The organism is Alloprevotella tannerae ATCC 51259 (genome assembly GCF_000159995.1).
Classification (GTDB): domain Bacteria; phylum Bacteroidota; class Bacteroidia; order Bacteroidales; family Bacteroidaceae; genus Alloprevotella; species Alloprevotella tannerae.
On sequence record NZ_GG700642.1, the window covers coordinates 506,980 to 522,294 of the forward strand.

Sequence of the window (15,315 nt, forward strand, 5' to 3'; positions counted from 1 at the left end):
CAACAACAAGATTTATATGGCAGTAGAACTATGGCGGTCAATATGATTTAAAGAAAGGGAATGGCGTCAACAAAGAAGCGTCCGAAACCAAACTGTTGTAAACCTTGTAAGAAGCAACAGTTCGTATTCCCTTCTTTTCACACACAGTTTCACTAAGTCAGACCTTGGCTGAACACCATTGCTTAGTCGATCCAATAATTTTTATGTTTCAAACCTGGATACTCATCAACTTCTTCATCTTCGTCAAAGATATCGTCCATTGGCGGCGCATCGGCATGATCGTTGTCACTACCAATGAGAAGAGCCCCTTGGCTATCTGTACAAATTATTTCAATGACGGGTCTCGTATATTCCTTTTTCATATGGCAGTCCTCCTTATTTTATGATAATCTTTTTCCCATTAACAATATATACACCTGCAGGCAGCTCGATTGTGTGGACCTCACCGGCTTTCATTGAAAAACGGCTGACGCTTGCTCCATTGGTATTGAACACTTGGATCAATTGATCTTTTGTAGTCATAAAGGTAAGCGTCCCTTTGTCGGCTACTACTGCTAAGTCAGGTTTCTCTGTAACTTCGTCGATACTTGTCGTAGAGTTGTTCTCGCCGTAAAGCACGTTGAAAGCATTCATAATCTTAGCTCCGGCACGACCCGAATATCCATAATAGCATCGGAACGGATAGACATAGATGTACTGCAGGGGATCACGCAGATTCTTTGAATTCAGATACATATTGCCAGAGAAGTAGAAGATATTGTTCACCTTATCAATCTTCTTACCGGAGTAGGAACCGTAATTTGTAAAGCTGTAATTATTACCTGCTATACTACCCGTAGCGGTCTCCCCTACGAAGGTATAGTCGCTCCCCATATTGCTATCCTTGGTAGGCATCACGTCAGAGCCATACTGGGTAGCGATGAATGAGATGGTGTTATCAGTCGGAGCTGTTTCTACTTTTACCATATAGGGTACATTGGCCTCTGTCTTCGATGCGGTCAGCAGAGAGAAGTAAGCATTCCCAATATAGTTGGATGCTGAGGTCGAAGATTCCTGATCAATAGACAAACAATTATTAGCATTCATCTTGTACACAGAGAACGAACAGAGATTATCACGGTTGGTATGCGTTCCTCCTTGCAAATCTAACGTGAAGGGCAAGATTACCGTAGCATTTGCCACCTTTCCGTTTTTGGGAATAGTGATTTCGCGGGTATAAGTGGCATAGTTTTCTGACGGCACCGTAATCTTATATGGCGTATAGAACGGCTGACGGTCGGCAATCACGATATTCTTGCAAGCGCGATAATCGCCACTCAATGTTTTCTGAATATAATTGTCTTCGTTGTAGCTGGTACGAGCCGGGAAGAATATTAAGCAGTTGGGATTCAACAAGCTCTTCATCGCTGCCATATCTGCAGCGCCAACTGTTTGAACAGAGTAAAGATTGGTGTAATCAAGATAAAGGATCTGATTGGTATTAGCTCCGACTTCTTCCAACTTATTACGTAAAGCCTGCTGCATCATGTTTACAGTCAGATAAGCCTTAGTACTCTCAATTTCCTGATAAGGAGGCTCCTTACTGTAGGCTTTGAAAGTGCCGCCATACATCGGTTTCTCCGAATCGCTGCCGTTTAAGTTATAACAGGTAGAGTCGTAGAGCTTCGTCAGTTCGCACCTTGCCTCATAGTCCTTCATTGTCAGCGTGAGATCCATCAGATAATAAGCATAGTTACGGTGCTCCATTGCCTTCGTGGGCGCAATATTCCAGCGTGTTTCGTCACCGGTAAAGAGATAGCATTTCTTTTGATGATCCAATTCTATCTCAATATCGTCGGTAAACGTTCCTGCCGGCGTTTGATTGTGCATATAAGCGTCCTCAGAATAAGGGTACTCCTCCAGGGTCGTAGAGGTGGTAGAGCCACTGGTGTTGCCAAGTTGATCTATATTGCTATATCTGAAAGGCTGATCACCACACATTTGAGTCATAACCTTTGTGTCGGAAGACTCATTACCTGTTGCATTGTATTGTGCACCGTCACCATAAGTATTGTAATAAGGTGATTTTACAAAATAGTTACGGGCGTGTCTATCCGTTCCGAGTCCGTAGGTATTATCCATGTACTTACTGGTCAGATTTTCGAAAGTAAACTTACAGTTGCTGTACCCTTCTCCAATGAAGTCAGTAGGCACATAGAATACGAACGCACCACCGGAAACTTGGAAGTCGTTACTGGTAAACTGCTGAATAAGTCGCTGCCCATCCTTATGTGAAGTACATACAATGTCCATAGAGTTGATGAACGGGTTAAGGGCCTCAAGCTCTAACTCGAAAGTGATGAGAGCCTTGGCATTGGGAGCCAATCCTTCAATTTGGAACTTGATGGCATCATTATTCAGATTGGTCAATTGAATCGTATTATCATCTCCATCACCAACCGTCACGGTAGTCTTCACTGTATTTCCATCAGTTCCATACACCTTTAATGTATACGGGGATGGCGTGAAAGCCGGGTTTTCCACCAAACTTGTAGAATTCTGATTCCACGTAACCGCATTGTCTTCAGTAGTACTCATTTGGGGGTTATTGTAACTGGTACGGGTCATAAACAGACTGCCATATTTGATACGATTACCCACGATAGAGAATGTAGCAGCCTCACTGGGATTGGAAGTGTAGTTGACATAATACTGACCATTAGACTGATTTACTGTTAGATAATGGCTGCCGCTTTTTAATTTTCTTTCCGAAGTATATTCCCAAGTTGTTTTGCGCCGCTTCCAAGTTGCCTCCGTCCCCAAATACCTACGATTTCCTTCAATGGTTCCCTGTAGGCTTTGAGGGTCTCCCGTCTGCGGATTTACCCATCCTAAAGGAGTTGCTACACCATAATGATATTTTATTCTGGCCCCCACGATACGATATCCCAAAGGAATATCAGTTCCGTTCTGTGATTTTGTTTTTATCGGGGTTTCAATATAATAGGTATTATTACCTAAGGCATAGTAATATTTGTTTCCGTTCTTCAATGCTTGGATAGAACCACTCCCCGAACTATCAGGCAACTTGCCTGCCGACACGGCATCTTCTTGATAGAGCCAGTTATTGGCTGCAAGTTCTTGCACATTATTGAAGTCGTAACTATAGTAAGCCTGTCCGAATTTCGTGTTGAGTTTAAGTTCACCTAAATCGAGTTTGCTGGTATAAAATGGCGAGCCCACCATATTGACACCATTACTAATAATCTGAGTAGGGTCTCCCGGTGCCACCTGAGCCTCAAACATACCTTCTGCGGTAAAGTAAAGTTCACAAGATTTTAATGTAGCAGCATAGAATCCGTTTTTCTCATGAGCAAAGAAGAAATAAAGATTATTGCCCATATCCGTTCCAGTCTTGCTGGTGCGTTCTATCACGTATTCCTTAGTTTCATTGGCGCTCCCCATAGTCTGCGTACTGGCCAAAGGTTTGTTGGTATCAAAAGTAGAATTGGTTTCATAGACGCGCTTATTCATTGGCGTGTTCTGCGCCATGCTGCCATTCTGAAGTCTGATCCACTTTTTGTTGTTACAGTTGTTAACCCACACCATTCGATAGCCGGTAAAGCGGAAACCTTTGGGAAGAGATATATTGATATGTGCAGACACCTGACTTCCACTTCCTATAGCATATAAGTTTTGGCTAGTATCTAAAATGATATTACCGGCGGGAGCTTTTAACTGTCCACCTTCTGTCAAATCTGATGCATCGGATACCGTGAGCGTAAGAGGCAGCTGATTATGCCTCCATAAGGAATTCCAGCCACTTGAGAAACCAATCTCATTTCCACTTGTCAAACCTGCCACCAGCTTCCCCGACGCAGGACTGATGGTTACATTCTGCGCCTGCATTGTCAGACACAGTACAATAAAAAGCAAAAAGACCGCATACTTGCTTTTTACTTTTGATTGAGTCAATTGATAGTTATTCATATTTTTAAAATTTAAGTTATACATGACGTCATTGATTCATTGGCATCCTTACCTCATTTGCAAGCGCTTTGATTGCGCTGTTTGAGAACTTCTCTTTGTTAGTTAAGAGATTCTTCCAATTTAAATTTGAAGAATCTAACTCTACTCAACGCAAGAGATACATTTTTTTGATAAAAACCATTGCAAATTTACGACTTCCCATTGCGATCTGTAAACAAACGTAATTCGCAATTAGTCGCAAAGCAAACAATAAAACAGTCGCAAAACGACGCAAAACTCACCAATCAGAACAAATAACACCTATTTTCAACACGAAAAGCATTATAATTCTTTTATTATTACCAAAGCTTTTCTTTAACTTTGCGAGTGATTAATTAAGCATAATAATTTACATAAAACTCTTAGCCTTTTCAAATTATATCTTGATAACGAACATAAGCAAAACATAAAAAATGATGAAAGAGTGCTATCACTTATCCCCAATAAAGACATTTATTAGTAAGCGATGCCATGATAAGGAAGAGCAAATTCGTCTCTTGGCTTTCTTTGCAGGTTCTTTTTTAGCTCTCATCCTTATGAGCTTGCACGTCTTTGGATTTTTCGGTATAGGGCTACCATTATTGCAGTTTATATCGTGGATACGATTATTGATTACCCTCTTGACTATCGTTCTATATCTGACAAAACGCATTTCTTTATTGAGGGCATTCGTCTCTTATGCCATTATATCTCAAGTAGTAGAATCCATTCGCATCATCTGTCTCATCCTTTTGTCTCCAACAGGGTATGAGGAGATGCTTGTAATCCATCAAATTGGCTCCTACACAACGCTTCTGTATTTAGCATTAGGCTTCGTACCCAGAGCTTCGGTATACGTTACAGTGATGAGCATCGGTTGCCTCGTCTTTGGAGAATTTTACGGCAATGAAGCCATCAGCAAGCAATTTAACATCCTATTTTCTCTCCTTAGTATTACAACTTGTGTGATCACCATCATCAGCCAGCAAAGATTGCATGATATAAAGCAAGAGAATCACGATTATCAGACTGCACATAGAAACATACTACAAATACTTCACATTACACAAGAAGAATTAGATGCCTACCTTGAACTCTGCCGTGACCGCAAGGCACAGGAGAAAGGCGAGCCGAAGATCTTTGGGCTACTTGATGAACAAAAGAAACACAACCTTCTTGAGGCGGTAAGCAAATTACAAAAAAAATATGAAGCTGAACAGCAGGACTTTGCTATGAAATTTCCGACACTTTCCGAAGCGGAAATTGAGGTTTGCCGATACGTCGCAGAAGGCAAAACCGTCAGCGAGATAGCTATTATTACGGGGAAATCAATTAGCAACGTGAGTACAGTACGCGGAAATATCCGCAAAAAATAGGTTTAGCGCGTGAAACTGATCTTCGCACATTTCTTGTGAGATATAGGGGAACAAAATGATAGAAACCAACGAAAGGCGGACAGCTTTAAGCTAGCAAATAAAGTTCGAACATAGGAGTTTTGAGGCAAGAACTATTATTGGCAGGCGACTGCCGACACGAGCTAAGCTTAGACAATTTACTAAAATCTTGCAAAAGATTTGATGACCGACAAGTCTTATAATAACGATAGCGGCCCGCTTCCTTAAAGGAGGCGGGCCGCTGTAATTGGTTATCGTTTTTTGTACGAATTGCTTATCCGCAGTGGAAGAAACGTTGTACGAGTTCGAGTTGTGCTTCAGGATTATTTTCGATATCAGCACGGAGCGTCTTGTCGTTGTAATCGCGTAATTCTTTGATGATACCATCGATCATCGCTGCACTGAAGATGCCTTGCTCTTCATATACCTTGCGCTGACGCTCGAGGCAGTCGGCAGATGCGACACAGCTATCAGGCAAAGAATTGATCTTCTCTAAGACAGCAGCATTCTTCGGATCGTGGATGTTCACAGCTACGAAGGTCTTTTCTGCTACTTCGAGCGCATCGGGCATTTCAAAGCCGTGGCGGCAAGCTACGCAAAGGCCGGCCAAGAGTTGGTAAAGATCTGCACTACCATCGCCGTTGCGGATCTCAACCGTTTGCTTCATAGAAGTATCGTAGTGCTCCATCGGCTGTTGCGGGTTTGCCTTGTGGCTCATATCCACATCCTTTGCCCAACCAAGGGGTACGCGTACTAAAGCAGAGCGGTTGCGCAAGCCCCAGCAAATGTTGGTCGGCGCTTCTTGGTGAGGAACGAGACGGAAGTAAGACGTCGGGTTCTTGTTGCCGAAAGCTGTCAAACTCGGAGCCAAGTCCATCATACCTGCAATAGCTTTCTTCGCATTGTCGCTCAATTCGCCATTCTCCAGCATCAAGTTTTTGCCGTTCTGCACTAAGCGCATATGAATATGGAGACCGCTACCGGCTTTACCCGTAGTAATCTTCGGTGCGAAGGTTACGTTGTAGCCCTCTTGAAAGGCCATATTACGGATGATCCATTTAGCTACGACGAGCTGATCGGCTGCGTCGATAACGTTAACGGGGAGGAATTCGATCTCGTTCTGCTCGTAGATAAATCCGTTCAAGCGGAAGTTACCCACCTCAGAGTGACCGTATTTAATCTGACCGCCGGCACGCGCAATAGCGTCCATACATTTTACGCGGAAAGTATTGGTCTTAGCGAAAGGATCGCTTTCGTGATAGTTGCGTTGGTCCGTTGCAGGGAAAGCATCGGTCTCAGGCATAATCACATAGTATTCCAACTCACCCATTGCTTCGAACTCAAAGCCTGTAGTCTTTGTAAAAGCAGCTGCTGCTTTCTTGAGCGTCTGCTCAGGACCACTTGCCAAGGGATTGCCTTCAGCATCGAAGAAGCCGCAAAGCAAAGCAAGCGTAGGAATCTCAGCAAAAGGATCAACGAAAGCCGTAGAGAAACGCGGCAATACATAAAGGTCCGAGCTGGAAGCTTGAACAGACTTGAACAGACTTGAGCCGTCAACACGCTCACCGCAAGTGAGGATCGTGTCAAGATAGTCCATATCCGTAATTACGAAGTTCAATGTCTTCAAACGTCCATCGCCGGCAGGATAAAGGAAGTTGATCATACGAATGCCATTTTCGCAGATAAAGCGAACAATGTCGGCTTTCGTGAATTCCGCTGTGGGCTTGTTCAGATAACGTACAACGTCATTCGCGTTGTATTGAAATGAATTTTCCATAACCGATAGAGAGTTACCAATTAGTAAGTAATATTCTGTAGTATTGCGGGCAAATTTACTCATTAATTTCAATCAGACAAATAAACTGCGTACTTGTTTAAAAGAATCTTGAGTTTTCCGGTTGTCCTGGGAGCATATTTCGAAGCAAAGTGGCGGCTTATAAGTAAGCGGTAGCAGCACAATTGCGCCACTACCGCTTACTCGCTTACATCTAAAAAGATCAATTATCCTTAACGATATGTACTGTCTCTGTGGGAAAGGGGATGTTGAGCGCAGGATCAGCAGTCAGCGCTGCGTAAAGCGCTTCATTCATTTTGAAGCGTACGTCCCAATAATCCGCACTCTTAACATAAGCGCGCACCGTCAAGTCTACACTGCTGGTGTTTAGGTTAGTCACTTCTATAAAGAAAGGTTCCAACCGCTCGCCCGTATCTGTAGTTGGTACGCGAATCAGGCGAGATTCAGCATCCAAGCATTTCTGTATGACTTCTTTTGCGTGTGTTACGTTATTACCATATTCGATACTGACAACCCACTGCGCCCGACGGATTTCAGACCTGGATTGATTGATCACGACTGTGGTGGACATTTGGCCATTAGGTATATATATAGTACGCAGATCTACCGTCTGTATAATTGTATGGAACAGCAGAATTTCTTTCACTGTTCCTTCATTGCCTTGCGCCTCGATATAATCGCCCACCTTATAAGGTTTGAAAAGCAAGATAACAATACCTCCGGCTACGTTCTGCAAATTTCCGGATAGCGCCATACCAATGGCGACGCCGGCGGAAGCTAAGAGCGCGGCTAATGACGTCGTGTTAATTCCCAAGGCACCAACGACGGAAAGGACGAGCAAGACGAGCAGTATTATATTAACTAAGCTCCTCAAAAAGCTTTGCACGCCGGGATCAATCGTACCGCGCTCAAGCATATGCCGAAACAGGCGATTTAGCAACTTAACTACATAGCGACCAATTATAAATACAACGAGGGCAACCAGTATGCGCTGACCAATCAAGATACTGCCATCAAGCAGTTTATCTAACAAGCGATCCAAGCGTGAGACACTGACTGCCGGAAGCTCAACTAAAGATATTAAGTGCATAATTCTTAAAACATGAATCGCGGCAAGCCCTTATTCTTAGAGAAGAAGAACTTGTCGCGATCTTATGGATGATTGATTTACTAGTTGTCTAAGATACGTCGTGCACCGATGTAGCGTGCACTATAATAAGCAGAGTTGGAATTGTCGATTTTGACACCTGTGCGACTGGCGTGGATAAACTTAAAACTATTACCGTCTGCAGCTACGTCGGTTACGATGCCTACGTGTCCTACGTTATGACGATTGCGCCCACGCCCGAAGAAGACTAAATCGCCCTTCTGTAAGTCTGCAATCTGCGTAATGGGGGTTCCTTCTCTATATTGTGTGCGTGAAGAGCGCGTGATGCTAAGATTCTCTTTCTTATATACGTAACTTGTAAAACCTGAGCAATCGAAGCCTTTCGGGCTACTTTGACCGGCGCGGTAGCGTGTTCCTATATATTGTAAAGCTGTCTGCACAATGCTTTCCGCCTTCTCGGGATCATCGTCTGCATCCTGGTCGATTGTTACGTCAATTGTAGTATTTCTTTCTATGTTTGTGGCCTGGGCGCAATAGCAGGAGAAAAATCCAAACGCCAAGGCCGTAATGGTGTTTTTTAGTCTCACTTTGTCGTTTTTTTATTGTAGTTCGGCTTGCTTAATGCTGCGCTAAATTACAAAAATCATCGTAGCTGACAAGCGCCCTTTAGTTTTTTGTACGCCTACCTTATATCGCTCAAAAAGAAAATTTAGCTTTTAACATTCTAACTCTCATTTGCTTACAACGATAGCCTCCCCTTATTGCCGCAGAACTATTTTATTGTTTTTTAAGAACTAAATGCTGAAACATTTTAGCTTTTCATCCGTCTTTTGCGACCATTTCTTGCAGCTTTGCTTCTTTATTTGCGTGGAATTGTGTAATTCTGCACATCATAAACAACAGATTTTCAGATTATGCCTCTACACTTGCTCATCGCTCCCGATTCGTTTAAAGCTTGCCTCTCCGCCACGGCAGTAGCGCAGGCTATGGCCGAAGGTGTTCGGAGCGTAATGCCCGATGCCAAGATTTCGCTTTGCCCTTTAAGCGATGGAGGTGAAGGCTTAACGGACGTATTGGCCGCCCGCCGCCCACACATTATTATATACAAGGAGGTCGTAGGGCCGGAAGGAAACATCGTGCGCGCCGCTTATGCTTGGGACGAAGACAAGCGAACGGCCATCATCGAACTGGCGGCGGCTTCCGGCTATGCACTGATAAACAAGGCGACGTCTTCGATCTTACAGCGCACGACGCGCGGTACGGGGCAATTGATGCTTGACGCCTTGGAACGAGGCTGCACTACTTTGTTACTCGGACTTGGCGGCAGTGCCACGAGCGACGGAGGAGTAGGCTTGCTGCGCAGTATCGGCGTGCGCTTTTTAGATAGCGCGGGATGTGAAGTAGCCGACGCAATCTGCGACTTCCGGCGTATAGCGAACATCGACACGTCAGCAGTCTCGCCACTTTGGCGCAAGTGTCGCATCATTCTACTCTGCGATGTTGACAATCCTTTCTGCGGTCCGCGCGGTGCGGCGCGCACTTTTGCGCCGCAAAAAGGGGCAAGCCCTAAAGAAGTTGACTGCATTGAAACAGCCCTCACGCATTTGGCTAATCTATATCAAGGCCAGTGGGGCATAAGTCTGCACCAACAACCCGGAGCAGGCGCTGCCGGCGGCACGGCGGGCAGTTTGGTAGCCACAATGGGGGCAACAATCGTACGCGGCATCGACTTTGTGCTTGCCGATGCAGATTTTGCAGCGCGTGCGTCACAAGTCGACCTTATTTTAACGGGTGAGGGACACGCTGATGCGCAAACGCTGGGTGGAAAAGTGCCGCACGGCGTATTGCAGGCTGCGGCTCCATATCAAAAGCCTGTTTATCTATTGGCCGGCGCCGTGGACGACGAAGCTTTACTCACAGCAGCCGGCTTTGCCGGAGTAGTGTCCGTGACGCCGCCTACCACTCCCCTCTCCGAAGCACTGCAACCTGAGTACGCCAAAACCAACCTGCGCCGCGCGGCAGCAAAGGCCGTGAAAGCGTATATAGAAAAGAATAACGTTAAACCCAATCATACGCTTAACAATGATGAGATATAATAATGACGATGTGCGGCGCCGCGACCGACTTATGGATGAAGCGCGCGCCTTAGAACTAATCAAGACTGCTGAATATGGTTTCCTTTCTATGATCTCTGCCGAAGGCAAGCCCTACGGTATCCCGCTTAATTATGTCTGGAACGGTGATCACGCGCTCTATATCCATTGCGCGCCGGAAGGGCGAAAGTTGCAAGCATTGGCCATCCATCCGGAAGTGACATTCTGCATAGTTGGGCGGACAAATCTCTTACCCAACAAATTTACGACTGAATATGAGAGCGTACTCCTGTCGGGACGTGCTCGCATTGATCTATCTGAAGAAGAAAAGATGAACGCACTGCATCTATTGATAGCCAAACTCTCGCCCAACGATCAAGAGATTGGAGCTAAATATGCACAGAAATCATTCCATCGCGTAGATATCATTCGCATAGACATTGACGAATATAGCGCGAAACGCAAATATGTAAAGACTGCCGATTAAGTCTCAGGACCACTCTTTCTGCGCACCATCTTTACTCCGTTACACGAGGAGCAGCAACTATCCACTTTGTCGTCATTCCTATTCGGTTTAAGCAAGGCTTTGCATCGGCTTATCCATCTACGCTCTCTTCCTTCACATTAATAGTGTAAAAGGACATTCAGAAGATGCTGGTGATCCGTCAAATATTGAATTTGTGAAGAAAGGTGGAGAACATCTTAGTAGGCATAATGGTAATTACAGGAATCCATCAAGTGGGAAGAAAATCAATAGAGATTAAATCAACTATTGTCAAATTCTTCATTTTTAATGATGAGCCTTTACCATAAATAGCGTATATAGAAAAAATAGAATATGAATAAAACATATAGGGATTTAATTTATAGATTTCAGAACCAGGGTATTGAAGAATCCCAATCCACCGGTGCAATCCTTATAGGAAAAGCGCCCCATATAGCCCCCGAGGCTTGGCTAAACACCCTGTATCCTCCGCTAAGTAAGAACGATGTCCAAGCATTGGAGAAAGAATTGGGCATGGAAATTCCCATCGATTATAAAAAATTCTTGTTAGATGTAAGCAATGGGTTAGACATATTGGTTGGAACCTTTTGTTTAGACGGGTTAAGAAGAAACTATAAAAGAAGCACTGATGAAAGCCGCCAACCGTTTTCGATTATTACGGCAAACATTCGGGAAAGACCTCGAAATGCCGCAGACGACCATTTCTTTATAGGCGGTTATGACTGGGACGGTTCTTATCTTTATATAGATAAAAGAACAAGCACCGTGCACTATTGTGATAGAGACGATGCAACCTCCCTATTCCAATGGGAAACGTTCGAGCAAATGCTTATATTAGAGTTAAAGAGGATATACTCACTGTTTGATGAGAGGGGAAGAAAAATAGATGAAGACCTTTATACCACCCCAATTAAAAGGTAATATAAAGCCTCGTGATATTAGTCATATAAGGGTATCAGTGAACACCCATATAAGAGTATTGACGAACACTCTTATAAGGGTATTAACAACGGGTATACAATAAATCCGAATCGGAAACGTTATCCTCAAATCCGCAACTAAGCCCTTGAACGTCCTTATTGCGTTTACACGTCCTCTCATTACTGAATTTGCAGATAATTTGAACTTGAAGCACCCACTTCTGCCTACAATATCCCCTTACCCCACAATGTGACTTGAGGCAATACACAATATCATTCCCATAAGTTGTAGGCATTATCCAGAATCAGTCTGGAAAACATCTGCGTAAGCATTGTTACAGGTATAGATATTCAGCACATACCGCCTTGATGTCCTGATCCACTTGGCTGGTACAGAGATAAACCTGAAGACAAACGCTTTTATGCGACTTGTTGCATTGAGTCCGAACTTCTTTACGTCAAGTCTTTGAATAATGGCCTTGTAAAAGTTACGGATAAGTGCTGTAAGAAGAAGGAACACTGTGTTCTCTGCCATGAAGGATTTGGGCAATCTGTCCCACCCGAAACCATTGTTCATATCATCGAAGATACGTTCCTTTCCTCCACGAAGGTTATAGAACTCGACAATTTCTCTTACGGAAGAATCATAGTCGTTAGTCAGGATACAACGGTATGTGTATTCTCCTTCCCAAAAATCCTGCACACCATCCGTCCGTTTCTGTCTTTGAATCACAAGTCGATATGCCTTACCTTTCCACTTCTCAACAAGGATAGAGTTCAATTCAAACTCAATGCCATTGATTTCCTCAGTTTTCCAGCCTTTGAGAGCAAAGGTGTCATTGTAGATCGAACTGCAGCGGTTAGCACGGATATAGAAGGACTTGCAGTGTTTTTCTATTTCCTCCACGATTTCCTCGGAACATGATCCACAATCAGCTCTGAAGCGATTGATAGTGGCCCCATTCTGTTCAAATCTCTCAAAGAACCTCTTCAGCGTGTCCTTCTGATGGAAACGAACATTTGTGTTACCATCGCTATTCTCTATACCGACTATCAAATCGCCAATAACCGCCACGCCAGGGCGATAACCAAGGAACTTCTTGTATGTAGGCTTCGCATCATACTTCTCTGTCTCTATGAACTGATGGTCGAAATCAACATCATACATCTCACCCTCTTTCAGTTGGCCAGATGCAAATATACAATTGAGCAATAAAGTATTGAGAGTGTCAGCCGTATTGAAATCGTAGGTCTTGCCCATATCTGATGTGTATGAAATGTTTTCTTGCGTCAACTCCTTTATCGCTCTGAGGATAGTATCAGAGCTACAAGTGCGAAGTGTCGGATGAAGCGAGAGGTGGTTCATCAAATGAGTAGTGACATCCTGGGGTACATGAACCGACACAGAAGTAGATACTCATGAGAGAACGGATGATTTCGCTGTACTGATAACCGAACGATCTACACCTTAGACCGAGGGTTGAGTCGATTACAGATGATAATGTGGAGTCAAATTGCTCCATGATTGAAAATAATCCCCCAAAAGGAGTGAGTCTCTCAGATTTAATTTGTATCTTCGCCATGTCTATCGTCAGATTCTCTTGTTTTTTTTCAACACTAAGGTAAGTGAAAATTCTGACATGGCAAAATCCTGGGCAACTTTTTGTTGCTCAGGTACTTAAAAAGTTTAATTTATAATAGTGTTGCGGAATTAAGGTTGAAATCTATGTTCGTTTCGTTAGGTATCATTCCATTCGATAGTATAAGTGATGCTATTGATGGTTTCGAGGTTGCATTTGAATATGACTCATTAAAATTCAAGTGTCAAAGTTTCAGTAGTTATGAGCGAGAAAGGCTTGTTAAACTCTTAACTGCTTGCAAAGCTATGCTTACCATTGAAAATCGTTTCAACGAGTTTGTAAGATTCTATAAAATTGATTGTTCAACAAAAATTTTATGGGATAATACTACATGGAAAGTACAGGTTAAAGACTTTCGTAATCGAATAAAAGTATTATCTGGTTCTTATTTTGGCATTCAGAACTCTATATCATTGCATAATGAAAAACCATATTGTGCTCAAACAATGATTGCTCAACTACAGCAAATGTTATCTGAGGCACAAACTATATGGGGGATAGATAATTTCAATTGGATGTATTATAGAGAGGTTAAAATCATAAGCAAAGAACGCAGATTTAATAAATATGCTCCTTGTGGAGATTATTATGATATTTATAGCGGAAACAGATCTTTCGACTAACCGAGTCTTCTCGGATACCGCATATAAAGTCTATCGGAGATATTCCTGGCATCACCGCTTGCGCTGCTTCCTTGTCAACAACTCTACTGTTTTCAATGAAGACGGTGCAATGTAAAATTGCTCAACTCCAACAAACTGTGAAAAATTTGCGACTGCTGTATTTTTCACATCAATGATCTTGAAGTTTTCTGTAATTCATTGTGTATGCGCTATAAAATCGCTAACTTTGTCGTTAACCTCAAATCCGCAACTAAGCCCTTGAACGTCCTTATTGCGTTTACACGTCCTCTCATTACTGAATTTGCAGATAATTTGAACTTGAAGCACCCACTTCTGCCTACAATATCCCCTTACCCCACAATGTGACTTGAGGCAATACACAATATCATTCCCATAAGTTGTAGGCATTATCCAAAATCAGTCTGGAAAACATCTGCGTAAGCATTATTACAGGTATAGATATTCAGCACATACCGCCTTGATGTCCTGATCCACTTGGCTGGTACAGAGATAAACCTGAAGACAAACGCTTTTATGCGACTTGTTGCATTGAGTCCGAACTTCTTTACGTCAAGTCTTTGAATAATAGCCTTGTAAAAGTTACGGATAAGTGCTGTAAGAAGAAGGAACACTGTGTTCTCTGCCATGAAGGAAAAGGGCAGATGCGACCATCCGAAGTCATTGTTCTGTGTGTCGAAGTTCTTTTCGCTTGCTCCACGCTCATTATAAAATGTAATGATGTCTTTCTCGGTAGATGTCCGGTTATTGGTGAGGATACAGCGGTATGTGTATATTACTCCGAACATATCCGTCTGTAGCTTGCCATCCTTGTCTTTCAAAGGACTACGCTGTACGACAAGCCTGTATGACTTTCCTTCTATTAAGTTGTCCATGCTGACGGAGGTGACATCGCATTTCTCATAGCCAACTTCAACGCTCTTCCATTCTTTCAGCCGGCGGAAGTCCTCACATCGGCTGTCGCAGTTGGCTGCACGTATATAGAGACCTTTGCAAAATAAGGAGGTGTAGTAAAGAGGAGTTCTTGGCATAAAAGGAGCGAGTGAAAGGGGTGGCAGTAAGGAGTGAAAGTAGTTGTAAATCCCCCTTTGAGGAGCTGCTTGCACGAGCTCCTCAAGGGTGGTTATGCCTTATCCTACAAATGAGGACATAATTATCCCCGGGGTTCTGTATAAATTAAAGGCGATGCTTTCAAGAATGTTTTGAGTATGGGTCTTGGCAAGTCCCCGGTA

Annotated in this window: 10 protein-coding genes and 4 pseudogenes; 5 read left to right on the forward strand and 9 right to left on the reverse strand. The window is 43.4% G+C overall.

The window, feature by feature from the left end:
- Positions 1 to 182: 182 nt before the first annotated feature.
- Positions 183 to 362: a hypothetical protein gene (locus tag GCWU000325_RS02150; protein WP_006254341.1), complete on the reverse strand. Its 180-nt coding sequence runs from the start codon at positions 360 to 362 to the stop codon at positions 183 to 185.
- Positions 363 to 375: 13 nt separating this feature from the next.
- Positions 376 to 3,969 carry a hypothetical protein gene (locus GCWU000325_RS02155; protein ID WP_244832865.1) on the reverse strand — a complete coding sequence of 1,198 codons (3,594 nt, stop codon included), beginning with the start codon at positions 3,967 to 3,969 and terminating at the stop codon, positions 376 to 378.
- A 452-nt stretch (positions 3,970 to 4,421) separates the two neighbouring features.
- Here GCWU000325_RS02155 and GCWU000325_RS11225 point away from each other — a divergent pair, with 452 nt between their 5' ends.
- Complete coding sequence (locus GCWU000325_RS11225; protein WP_006254343.1) at positions 4,422 to 5,363, forward strand: helix-turn-helix domain-containing protein; 942 nt, start codon at positions 4,422 to 4,424, stop codon at positions 5,361 to 5,363.
- A 292-nt stretch (positions 5,364 to 5,655) separates the two neighbouring features.
- Here the strand turns inward: GCWU000325_RS11225 and GCWU000325_RS02165 are convergent, their stop codons facing one another.
- The 3 genes from GCWU000325_RS02165 to GCWU000325_RS02175 all read right to left on the reverse strand — a co-directional run bounded on the left by GCWU000325_RS02165 (position 5,656) and on the right by GCWU000325_RS02175 (position 8,871).
- On the reverse strand, positions 5,656 to 7,158 hold the full coding sequence (locus GCWU000325_RS02165) for a glutamine synthetase family protein (protein ID WP_040598779.1): 1,503 nt from the start codon (positions 7,156 to 7,158) through the stop codon (positions 5,656 to 5,658).
- 220 nt (positions 7,159 to 7,378) lie between these two features.
- A complete protein-coding gene (locus GCWU000325_RS02170; RefSeq protein ID WP_006254345.1) occupies positions 7,379 to 8,266 on the reverse strand; it encodes a mechanosensitive ion channel family protein in 888 nt (295 codons plus the stop codon).
- A gap of 80 nt (positions 8,267 to 8,346) precedes the next feature.
- Positions 8,347 to 8,871, reverse strand: a complete 525-nt coding sequence (locus GCWU000325_RS02175) for a C40 family peptidase (RefSeq protein ID WP_006254346.1) — start codon at positions 8,869 to 8,871, stop codon at positions 8,347 to 8,349.
- A 327-nt stretch (positions 8,872 to 9,198) separates the two neighbouring features.
- On the opposite strand from GCWU000325_RS02175, the gene GCWU000325_RS02180 reads away from it, so the two are divergent.
- The 3 genes from GCWU000325_RS02180 (at position 9,199) to GCWU000325_RS02190 (ending at position 11,803) form a co-directional block, all read left to right on the forward strand.
- The gene (locus tag GCWU000325_RS02180) at positions 9,199 to 10,380 is read left to right on the forward strand and encodes a glycerate kinase family protein (RefSeq protein WP_006254347.1); all 1,182 of its coding nucleotides are present in this window, start codon (positions 9,199 to 9,201) and stop codon (positions 10,378 to 10,380) included.
- Positions 10,370 to 10,864 carry a pyridoxamine 5'-phosphate oxidase family protein gene (locus GCWU000325_RS02185; RefSeq protein ID WP_040599165.1) on the forward strand — a complete coding sequence of 165 codons (495 nt, stop codon included), beginning with the start codon at positions 10,370 to 10,372 and terminating at the stop codon, positions 10,862 to 10,864. Before GCWU000325_RS02180 ends, GCWU000325_RS02185 begins: the two co-directional genes overlap by 11 nt.
- A gap of 351 nt (positions 10,865 to 11,215) precedes the next feature.
- Positions 11,216 to 11,803, forward strand: coding sequence for an SMI1/KNR4 family protein (locus GCWU000325_RS02190; protein WP_006254350.1), 588 nt, complete (start codon positions 11,216 to 11,218; stop codon positions 11,801 to 11,803).
- A 294-nt stretch (positions 11,804 to 12,097) separates the two neighbouring features.
- Here GCWU000325_RS02190 and GCWU000325_RS02195 read toward each other — a convergent pair.
- Positions 12,098 to 13,385: pseudogene (locus tag GCWU000325_RS02195) on the reverse strand (IS1380-like element ISBf12 family transposase).
- A 143-nt stretch (positions 13,386 to 13,528) separates the two neighbouring features.
- On the opposite strand from GCWU000325_RS02195, the gene GCWU000325_RS02200 reads away from it, so the two are divergent.
- Complete coding sequence (locus GCWU000325_RS02200; RefSeq protein ID WP_006254353.1) at positions 13,529 to 14,065, forward strand: hypothetical protein; 537 nt, start codon at positions 13,529 to 13,531, stop codon at positions 14,063 to 14,065.
- 209 nt (positions 14,066 to 14,274) lie between these two features.
- On the opposite strand, the pseudogene GCWU000325_RS12350 reads toward GCWU000325_RS02200, so the two are convergent.
- The 3 pseudogenes from GCWU000325_RS12350 to GCWU000325_RS11850 form a co-directional block, all read right to left on the reverse strand.
- Positions 14,275 to 14,460 (reverse strand): annotated as a pseudogene (locus GCWU000325_RS12350) (hypothetical protein).
- A 12-nt stretch (positions 14,461 to 14,472) separates the two neighbouring features.
- Positions 14,473 to 15,078: pseudogene (locus GCWU000325_RS02205) on the reverse strand (IS1380 family transposase); the annotation flags it as partial.
- Positions 15,067 to 15,189 (reverse strand): annotated as a pseudogene (locus tag GCWU000325_RS11850) (DNA methylase); the annotation flags it as partial. The pseudogenes GCWU000325_RS02205 and GCWU000325_RS11850, both read right to left, overlap by 12 nt.
- Positions 15,190 to 15,315: the final 126 nt, after the last annotated feature.

What these genes read in the sequence shown, in the direction of transcription:
- GCWU000325_RS02150 (WP_006254341.1), bottom strand. Translation starts at nt 362, where the DNA reads ATGAAAAAGGAATATACGAGACCCGTCATTGAAATAATTTGTACAGAT.
- GCWU000325_RS02155 (WP_244832865.1), bottom strand. Translation starts at nt 3,969, where the DNA reads ATGAATAACTATCAATTGACTCAATCAAAAGTAAAAAGCAAGTATGCG.
- GCWU000325_RS11225 (WP_006254343.1), top strand. Translation starts at nt 4,422, where the DNA reads ATGATGAAAGAGTGCTATCACTTATCCCCAATAAAGACATTTATTAGT.
- GCWU000325_RS02165 (WP_040598779.1), bottom strand. Translation starts at nt 7,158, where the DNA reads ATGGAAAATTCATTTCAATACAACGCGAATGACGTTGTACGTTATCTG.
- GCWU000325_RS02170 (WP_006254345.1), bottom strand. Translation starts at nt 8,266, where the DNA reads ATGCACTTAATATCTTTAGTTGAGCTTCCGGCAGTCAGTGTCTCACGC.
- GCWU000325_RS02180 (WP_006254347.1), top strand. Translation starts at nt 9,199, where the DNA reads ATGCCTCTACACTTGCTCATCGCTCCCGATTCGTTTAAAGCTTGCCTC.
- GCWU000325_RS02185 (WP_040599165.1), top strand. Translation starts at nt 10,370, where the DNA reads ATGAGATATAATAATGACGATGTGCGGCGCCGCGACCGACTTATGGAT.
- GCWU000325_RS02190 (WP_006254350.1), top strand. Translation starts at nt 11,216, where the DNA reads ATGAATAAAACATATAGGGATTTAATTTATAGATTTCAGAACCAGGGT.
- GCWU000325_RS02200 (WP_006254353.1), top strand. Translation starts at nt 13,529, where the DNA reads ATGTTCGTTTCGTTAGGTATCATTCCATTCGATAGTATAAGTGATGCT.